Source organism: Novosphingobium mathurense (assembly GCF_900168325.1).
Taxonomy (GTDB): Bacteria; Pseudomonadota; Alphaproteobacteria; order Sphingomonadales; family Sphingomonadaceae; genus Novosphingobium; species Novosphingobium mathurense.
The window spans coordinates 1-8,975 of record NZ_FVZE01000025.1 but is presented as its reverse complement, the minus strand read 5'-3'; the positions used below and the strand labels follow the sequence as shown (position 1 = coordinate 8,975).

Genomic DNA, 8,975 nt, shown 5'->3' with positions numbered 1-8,975 from the left:
CGCCTTATCTGGACAGTCTGCGCCGCCCGCAACATTGCAGTAAGGTCGGCGATGGACGCCCACGGTAGGCAGTAATCAGGCTGGCCGTAGCGCTGACCCAAGAGCTGGCGGAGGCCAGCCTGATTACTGCCGGGCCATAGCGCGCATCGGTGTGAAGGTCAGCTTCCGGGTGGGGGGTCCGGGGGGAGGGTTTCGCGCCGGTGTCGATCATTACTGTTTGCGAGCGCCGCGAGGCCAAGGGCCTCGATGCGCATGTGCCGCTGATCCTGCGCGACGACGCGCTCTATGATCCTGATCTGGATCGCTTCTTTCTCGACCTGCCGCTGTCGGGCGTCCGCTCGCGGCACTCGCTTCGCGCCTATGCCTATGATGTCGTAGTCTGGGTCCGCTTTCTCGATGCCTGCGGCAAGACCGTGTGGGCTGCGACCCGCGACGATGTCGACGCCTATCATCGTGAGCGACGCCGCGACGAGGCCGATCACCGGATAACGGCGGTAAGCTGGAACCGCGCCGTCGCCAGTCTCGATCGCCTTTACCGCTGGGGTGAGCAGCACGGACTGATCACCGACGCGCCGTTCAGCCGCCGCGCCGTGTCGCGACCGGCGCATGGTGGCCGTCGCGGCATGATCGCGGCGCGTAATGACGCCTATGAACGTGTCGCCAGGCGATCGGATGTCCGGTTCGTCACGATGGACGACTATCGTATTTTCCGCGAGGTCGGCCTGCGCGGGCTCACCCCTGACGGCACCGAACGCCCCGGCGCTCGCGATCGGAACGGGCTGCGCAACGCGCTGTTCGCCGATCTTCTCGTCACCACCGGTCTGCGCCTCGAAGAGGCGTCGGGCTTGCTTACCGCCGAACTCGCGGCGATCGACCGCGCCGACGGTGACGCCCAACAACTTTGGCTACCTCTCCCGCCGCCGCTCACCAAGGGCGACCGGGGACGCAGCGTTCTGGTCCCACGCCGGCTTCTTCGTCAGATCGCCGCCTATGTCGCCGTCGAACGCGCCGCGGGCGTGGCCAAGTTCGACGCGCGCCAGGGCGCGACCAAGCTCGAACGACCGATCCTTGTTACCCGCGCCGGTCTCGACCGCATGCGCGATGTCTGCACCCCGGAGGAACGATGCCGCCTGATCCTGTGCGACGAGGATGGACCGCCCCGCGAGCCGGCGGCGCTGTGGCTGACCGAGGTCGGGCAGCCTGTCCGCCCCAACTCGTGGGAGGTGGTCTTCACCCGCGCCTGCAAGCGGTGCGAGGAGAACGGCTTCCCGCTGTCTATCAGCCCGCACCAGCTTCGCCACACATTCGCAGTCCATATGCTCGCCTTGCTGATCCAGCAGCGGCTGCGCGAAGCCGCATTGCCGATGGGGCCGGTGGAGAGCTACCGGCTGATCCTCGGCGACCCGCTGCAACAGGTGCAACGCCTGCTCGGTCACGCGAGCCTCACCACCACCTATATCTACCTCGATCATATTGCGACCCGTGCCGATACGGTGGACGCGGCCGTCGAGGAGCTGCTGGCGTTGCTGCCGGGGCCGCAGAGCGTATGAGCGGGCATCCCCGTAAGGGCCGGCCTGTCGCCTTCGCGCCGATCACGCCGGAGCCACAGAAGCCCGATGCGGTGCTCGGCCTCAAGTTCACCATCGAGGCGCGGCATGGCGGAACGGTCCTGGTCGATATGATCGGGCTCGACCCCCGACCACTCGCGATCGCCTTCGCCGGCGCGCTGCGTCGATCAGCAGCGCTCGGCGGCCCCATCGGTGCGGCCAGCGTCATCAAGCAGTATGTGCAGGTCTATCGTCACTTCTTCGCCTGGCTTGGCGATGGTGCGCCGGAGGTGACCGGCGTCAGCGACCTGCGCGCAGTCCATATCGATGGGTTCGCCTCCGCGCTCGAAGAGCGCGGGATGGGCGCGATCCACCGGCACATATCGGTCGGCAAGATCGTCAACACATTGCGCGCGATCGAGGCAGACCGGCCCGATCGGATCGCGCCCGACCTGCATGAGCGGCTGCGCTACACGCTGGCCACATCGGCGGGCCGCTCGACCCCGCGCGATGCTTATAGCCCCTTCGTCGCCCGCGCGTTGCGCGACGCCGCGAGGGCCGATGTCGAAGCGATGTTCCGCCGTCTCGGCGCAGACGACCGCACCGATGAGGGCGACCCGGTCATCTCCAGGGCGCGCGCCGATGTCGAAGCGATCATCGCGCGGCATGGAGCGATCCCGACAGACCGGCGCGAGGTGCGAGCACTCTATTTCATGCGCTTGCGGCGCGGCCTGCCGTTCAGCACGCTCATCGACGATCTTCATGGCCGGTATCACTTGCTCGCGCGCGACCTGCCGGCGCTGCTCGTGCTGCTGACGCTCGATACCGGCCTCGAGCCCGAGTGCCTGAAGGCGCTGACCATAGATTGTCTCACCAACCCGCATGCCGGCACGGTGGAGCTGCGCTATCTCAAGCGCCGCGCCCGCGGCGCCGAGCACAAGAGCATGCGCATCCGCGACGGCGGGGGTGGCACGCCTGGCGGTCTTATTCGTCGCCTGATCGAGGTCACGGCGACTACCCGCAAGCATCTGAACGACGATCATCTTTGGGTTTACCACAACGCTGGCGGCCTGCGGGCAGGTATCGCTCATCCGAAGGAGCGGATCGCTGCCTGGGTAGCGCAGCATGCTATTGTCGACGACGACGGCAAGCCGCTCCACCTGCTGCTTTCCCGGCTGCGCAAGACCCACAAGGCGCTATGGTACACCAAGACCGAGGGGCATATGACGCGCTTCGCGGTCGGCCACTCGCGCGAGGTGGCGGCGCGCCACTATGCCGATCTGCCGTCGCTCCGGCCCCTGCACGAGACGGCCGTCGCCGAGGCGTTTCGCGCAGCAGTCGCCGCCGCGATGCCGACCGTGCTTCCGCCCACCGCCGAGCAGGCGCTGCGCGAAGCACCCGAACAGGCCGCGCCGCTGATGCCGCCCGATACCGTGAGTCCGTTGCTCGACGGCGAACAGGATGTCTGGCTCGCCGCCTGCGCTGGCTTCCACAACAGTCCCTTCGCCGTGGCCGGATCACCCTGCGCGCAGCCCTTCTGGGGCTGCCTTGATTGTCCCAACGCGGTCATCACCGCGCGCAAGCTCCCCGCGATCCTCGCCTTCCTCGCATTCGTCGAAGAGCAGCGATCGAGCCTGCCGGCGAGCGACTGGGCGGCCAAGTTCGGCCGCGTCCATGCTCGCATCACCGTCCAGGTTCTGCCGGCCTTCTCCGATGCCGTTGTCGCTGATGCGCGCCGGCAGGTGGAGAGCGAGCGGCTTTATCTGCCGCCGGAGGCCCGCGCATGACCACGCCCGCCCATGCCCAGGCGCTCGCCTTCGACGATCGCCCCGTACTGGCGAGCGCGCCGCTCAAGGATGGCCACGCCCGCGAGGAGCTATCGCGCGTCGGCGATCCGAGCTGGGATCTCGGTCCCGCCGTATTCCGCGAGAACGCCCGGCGCTGCCACGTCACCGTGCATTTCGACGTGCTCGAACATGCCGATGTGCAGGCGGCGATGCGTGCTTATCTCTACGCCCGTCTCAACGTCGATCTTCCGGGCTATCGCCCGAAGCTGCCACCAGCGAGCATCCGCCAGGCATTCAACCGTGCACGCCGGTTCTTCGCGTTCGCACGGGAGCAGCTTGGACGGCTCGATCTTAATCGCGTCGATCAGGCTTTGGCCAATGCCTATGTCCGGCACCTTCGGGCCGATCCGGCCCGGCGACCCGTCATCGTCGGTCACCTTCTCGAAGTGGTCTCCGATCTCTATCATTATCGTGATCACTTGCCTGGCGGCGGCCTTGCATTCGAGCCTTGGGCCGGACAGGCGCCCGCCCGCGTTGCGGGCTACCGCCATGTCCGGGAGAACCGTACGCCGCGGTTCCCGGAAGAGGTCATCGCCGCGCTACTCGCCTGGTCGTTGCGCTACGTCACCATGTTCGCAGACGATATCCTCGCCGCCCGCCGCGAGCTTGCGCGGCTCGAAGCGCGCCGGGATCGTCTTGCCGCCGCCGACGCCGGCCTTCCAGATGCTGATCGCCGGCAACGTCGCCGCACCCGCCTGAAGGCTTATTTCGGTCGCCGCCGCCGCGAGGGGCGCGGCGCACCGATCTGGGGCACCGCTCATAACGGCAAGCTGCGCGTCGACCCCAACACCGGCGCCGTGACCCCACCGATCAACGCCCATCTCCTGCATCTCCATGCCGGGATCGACGTGCAGGCCGAGCCAGGCGCGCATCTCCTGCTGACCGGCGGTGAAGCGAGGTTGATCGACGCAGTGGCGGCCGAGCTGGGGGTAGAGGTCGGCGGCATGGACACGCCGATCTCGATCGATCCCGACAGCGGTCGGCCGTGGCGCGAGCGCTTCGATGCGAAGACTCTCGCACACGAGGAACGGATGCTCCAGGCGGCCGCCTATATCGTGTGCGCCTACCTGACCGGCATGCGCGACTGCGAGGTGCAGGCGATGCGGCGCGGGTGTCTCTCTATCGCGCGCAGCGAGGACGGCCTGATCGAGCGCCATCGTATCCGGTCGACCATCTACAAGCGCCGCGCGGCGGTGGGCGAGGCGGCAAGCTGGGTGACGATCGAGCCGGTCGCCGATGCGATCATAGTGCTCGAACGCCTGTCGGCAGGGCCGGCGCGCGCCAGCGGCAGCGATACGCTCTGGCCGGTGCTGCGCGTGAGCACCGTCTCCAAGACGCATCTGTCGAGCGAGGTGGTCCGTCAGCTCAACACCTTCCGCGATCACCTCAACACCGCCTTCGGCAGCCCCGATATGCCGGTCATCCCGCCCGGTCCCGATGGCAAGCCGTGGCGCATCACGACGCGGCAGTTCCGGCGCACTATCGCGTGGCACATCGCTAACCGTCCGTTCGGCACCATCGCCGGCATGATCCAGTATAAGCATGCCTCGGTCGCCGCGTTCGAAGGCTATGCCGGGACCAGCGCATCGGGGTTTCGCGCTGAGGTCGAGGAGCAGCGCCGGCTCGGTCAGATTGACGATCTGCTGGACTATTTCGACCGGCGTCAGGGCGGCGCATCGCTCGGCGGTCCGGCGGGACCGCGTATCGCGCGGACGCTCGACGATGCCGCCGTCAAGCTCGGGCCATTGCCCGTCATGATCGCCGATCGCGCCCGCCTGCGCGTCATGCTCGCCAGCGTCGCGTGCACCTTCCATGTCGGCCCGCTCGCGGATTGCTTCTTCGATCCTGCAACCGCGCTTTGCCTCAAGCGCGTGACGACCCCCGATCCGGTACAGCCGCTCACCGCCCTGTGCGAGCCGACCCGCTGTCCCAACGCCTGCATCACCGCCCGCCACAGGCCGGCCTGGGAACGCGCGGCGGCCGATGCCAGGGCGCACTTACGCGAACGGCGCATCTCCGATCTCCAGCGTCAGGCGCTCCAGCGCGAGCTTGACCGCCTGACCGTGGTGATTGCCGAGATCGATCCTCCCGCGCCGTAGACCACCCCGGCTGCTGGCGGAGTCCTGCGCCGGTCGGCGCGCTCGCGCAACGGCTTCGCCGTCCTTCGCTTCACTGCGGCCCTGACGGGTGCGCGAGCCCCCCTGTGCCCGGCGCGAACGGACCTCCGCCGCCGGGGATGGTCCCCGGCGCGAGAACGGAGAACAGATCATGTCACCCTCACCACGCTCAGACGTCTACGCTCGCGTCACGCAAGCGATCGTCGACGCCATCGAAGCCGGCACCGGCACCTGGCGCATGCCGTGGCACCATTCCGGCGCCGACGTCACCCGCCCGACCAACATAGCCAGCGGCAAGCCCTATCGCGGCATAAATACGGTCTCGCTCTGGGCGGCCGCCTATGGCAGCGGCTATGCGAGCGGGGTCTGGGGCACCTATCGCCAGTGGCAGGCGCTCGGCGCGCAGGTCCGCAAGGGCGAGCACGCCAGCCTCGGCGTCCTCTGGAAGGAGGTTCGCGCGAAGGGCGACGAAGCCAGCGACGAAGATGGTGACCATCGACGGCTTTTCGCCAAGGCATTCAGCCTGTTCAACGCCGATCAGGTCGATGGCTATGCGCCCGAACCGGGGCCGGACCTGCCCGATAGCGAACGCCTCGCCGCCGCCGAAGCCTTTATCGCCGCGCTCGGCATCGATATCGTCTACGGCTCGGCCAGCGCCTATTATCACATCGCCGAAGACCGCATCCACATGCCGGATTTCAGTTCGTTCCAAGACGCGCACGGATTCTACGCCACCCATATTCACGAGGCAGCCCATGCCAGTGGCGCGGCCCATCGGCTCGACCGCGATTTCAGCGCCAAGTGGACCAGGCACGCGCTCGCGATGGAGGAAGCGACCGCCGAGCTGACCGCATCGTTCCTGCTCGCCGATCTCGGGATCGCGCACGAGCCGCGAACCGATCACGCGGCCTACATCGCCTCCTGGCTACAACTGCTCAAGGACGAGCCCCGGGCGATCTTCACCGCGGCGAGCAAGGCACAAGCCGCCGCCGATTGGATGCACGCCCAGCAGTCTGGGCGATAAATGCCCTCCCAGAGGGGGTTCGGAGATGCGAGGTCAGCCTTTCGGCAATATCTCGATTTCCGCGCCCACTTTAACGCGGTCGAGCGCAATGAGACTCCGGAAGGTCGCGACAGCCGGATTCTCTGCGAACAAGCGCCGCGTCGTCGCCTCGTAGGCCATCATGTCAGGCGACACGATCACCAGCACGAAGCTGATCCCGCCGGTGACATAGTAGCATTGCTGGACCTCGGGCGCGTCGCGGAACAGTGCCTTGGCCGCATCGACGGTGGCGGTGCGCTCATCGGTCAGGTGAACCTCGACGATCGAAGTAATCGCCATGCCGAGCGCGGCGGTGTCCACGATCGCGACGTTGCGGGTAATGATCCCCGCGTCCTCCATCGCCGCAACTCTACGCTGTACGGCGGCCGGCGACAGGTTGACCCGCTCCGCGATCGTCCGCTGCGGCGTCTTGGCGTCCTGCTGGACGACACGGAGGATGGCACGATCGAAGCCGTCGAGCGTGGGACGGCGGGAGGAGGATGCGCGGGTCATGCGTGAGTAATTGTTGCATCGAGGCGACATAGCAAGCGCACTTCGCTCGCCCCGACGATGATATGATCCTGCGGGAATAGCGAGGATCAACCATGCACACAGCATCTGCCGGCAATGCCAACGACAACCGGACCGCGCTCGGGATAGCCTGCGGCATGGGCGCCGGCGCGCTGTGGGGGTTGGTATTCCTCGCCCCGGAGCTGGTCCGTGACTTCACCCCGCTCCAGCTCGCGATCGGCCGCTATCTAGCCTACGGCGTCATCGCCGCCACGTTGATCGCGCCGCGCTGGCGGGGGCTCGCGGCCTCGATAAGTCGGCGCGATTGGATCGCGCTCGCCTGGCTCTCGCTGGCCGGCAACACGCTCTACTACGTCCTGCTCTCGACCGCGGTGCAAACGGGCGGGATCGCTATGACCTCGCTCGTCATTGGCTTCCTGCCAGTCGCGGTGACGATCATCGGCAGCCGCGATCACGGTGCGGTACCGCTCGCGAAGCTTGTGCCGTCCCTGCTGCTCTGCGCCGCCGGCGCGATGTGCATAGGCTGGCAAGCGATCACCGCGCCCGCATCGGGGGATGCGGGGCGGCAGCTCGTCGGACTCGCCTGCGCCATCGGCGCGTTGATGGCCTGGACCGCCTATGCGGTCGGCAACGCCCGCTGCCTTACCCGTCTCGATCAGGTGTCGATCCACGACTGGAACCTGCTGACCGGACTCGTGACCGGGGCGCAGGCCCTTTTCCTGATCCCGGTCAGCCTCGCCTTCGAACCGATCCGCCACGCCGGCATCGCATGGGCGCAGTTCGCCGGCGTGTCAGTCGCGGTCGCGGTCGCCGCCTCGATCATGGGTAATGCGCTGTGGAATCGCATGTCGCGGCTGCTGCCGCTGACGATGGTCGGGCAGATGATCCTGTTCGAAACGCTTTTCGCGCTCCTCTACGGCTTCCTGTGGGAGCAACGCCTGCCGTTGCCGCTGGAGGTCGCCGCGTTCGTGCTGGTGGTGGCGAGCGTGCTGAGCTGCATCGCCGCCCATCGGCGCCACCCTCGCGACGCCGCACCGTCGCAGTCTGTCACCGGCGAGCAGCTCGCATGACCGGCGTCATTACCCTCGACCAGTTCGCCGCGATCGACGTACGCGCCGGCACGATTGTCGAGGTCGCCGACTTTCCAGAGGCGCGCCGGCCCTCGTGGAAGCTGACGATCGACCTGGGTCCGGAGATCGGCACGAAGCGGTCGAGCGCGCAGGTGACGGACCTCTACCGGCGCGAGACGCTGGTCGGACGGCAGGTCGTATGTGTGGTCAACCTGCCAGCGCGGCGCATCGGTCCGTTCCTTTCCGAGGTGCTGACGCTAGGCTTTTCCGACGAGGCGGGGTCGGTTGTGCTCGTGAGGCCCGAACGACCTGTGCCGAACGGGGCGCGGCTATTCTGAAGGCGAAAGACCCAGCGCTTCCGCAATTGGTCAGAGCACCGCAGCTATGCTTGCACAACGTCCGCTGCTTATTCGAGGGTGCCGGATTGCACCTTGAGCAATTTCACTCAACCCGGACGTGCGTTGATGCGCTGCGCGCGCCAGTGCCGTCAACGCCGCCATGGTGCAGGTTGATCGCAAATTGCTGTGGTCGCCGCTGACGCGGCGGCGTAATTCGTCGGGCCTCCCGGCGACGCGGGAGGTGGTCGGCGCTCCCTGCTAGGCCCGTCGCGTCGCGCTGCAAGCCCTCGGCTTCGCCGGGCTGCTCCATTTCATTCCGCCCCTGCGGGTGCAGCCCGCCGCTTGAACGGGCCTCTCCAGTCGCTCTCGCCGCCCACCCCCCGCTGCGCCGGGGGCATGTGGTTTTGGGCAGGATTAGAGGCAGACGATGTTTTTCTCTCCCTCGGTCCCGATTGGGGCTGGACTGTCAGGATATGTCGCCGA

Annotated in this window: 7 protein-coding genes; 6 read left to right on the top strand and 1 reads right to left on the bottom strand. The window is 67.4% G+C overall.

All coding sequences use genetic code 11. From position 1 onward, the window contains the following. The first annotated feature begins 200 nt into the window (after positions 1 to 200). The 4 genes from B5483_RS22500 to B5483_RS22485 all read left to right on the top strand — a co-directional run bounded on the left by B5483_RS22500 (position 201) and on the right by B5483_RS22485 (position 6,535). Entirely contained in the window at positions 201 to 1,550 is a 1,350-nt protein-coding gene (locus tag B5483_RS22500; RefSeq protein WP_079732129.1) for a tyrosine-type recombinase/integrase, read from the top strand. Next, positions 1,547 to 3,334: a hypothetical protein gene (locus tag B5483_RS22495; protein ID WP_079732128.1), complete on the top strand. Its 1,788-nt coding sequence runs from the start codon at positions 1,547 to 1,549 to the stop codon at positions 3,332 to 3,334. Before B5483_RS22500 ends, B5483_RS22495 begins: the two co-directional genes overlap by 4 nt. After that, the gene (locus B5483_RS22490; protein WP_079732127.1) at positions 3,331 to 5,493 is read left to right on the top strand and encodes an integrase; all 2,163 of its coding nucleotides are present in this window, start codon (positions 3,331 to 3,333) and stop codon (positions 5,491 to 5,493) included. The genes B5483_RS22495 and B5483_RS22490 overlap by 4 nt, the downstream gene beginning before the upstream one ends. A 169-nt stretch (positions 5,494 to 5,662) precedes the next feature. Then, positions 5,663 to 6,535, top strand: a complete 873-nt coding sequence (locus B5483_RS22485) for an ArdC family protein (RefSeq protein WP_079732126.1) — start codon at positions 5,663 to 5,665, stop codon at positions 6,533 to 6,535. A gap of 33 nt (positions 6,536 to 6,568) precedes the next feature. On the opposite strand, the gene B5483_RS22480 is transcribed toward B5483_RS22485, so the two are convergent. After that, positions 6,569 to 7,066 (bottom strand): Lrp/AsnC family transcriptional regulator, encoded by a 498-nt coding sequence (locus B5483_RS22480; RefSeq protein WP_079732125.1) that lies wholly within the window; start codon positions 7,064 to 7,066, stop codon positions 6,569 to 6,571. A gap of 92 nt (positions 7,067 to 7,158) precedes the next feature. Between B5483_RS22480 and B5483_RS22475 the strand changes: the two genes are divergently transcribed. Together B5483_RS22475 and B5483_RS22470 are read left to right on the top strand one after the other, a co-directional pair. Next, positions 7,159 to 8,154, top strand: a complete 996-nt coding sequence (locus B5483_RS22475) for a DMT family transporter (RefSeq protein WP_079732124.1) — start codon at positions 7,159 to 7,161, stop codon at positions 8,152 to 8,154. Next, positions 8,151 to 8,492, top strand: coding sequence for a tRNA-binding protein (locus B5483_RS22470; RefSeq protein ID WP_079732123.1), 342 nt, complete (start codon positions 8,151 to 8,153; stop codon positions 8,490 to 8,492). Before B5483_RS22475 ends, B5483_RS22470 begins: the two co-directional genes overlap by 4 nt. Positions 8,493 to 8,975: the final 483 nt, after the last annotated feature.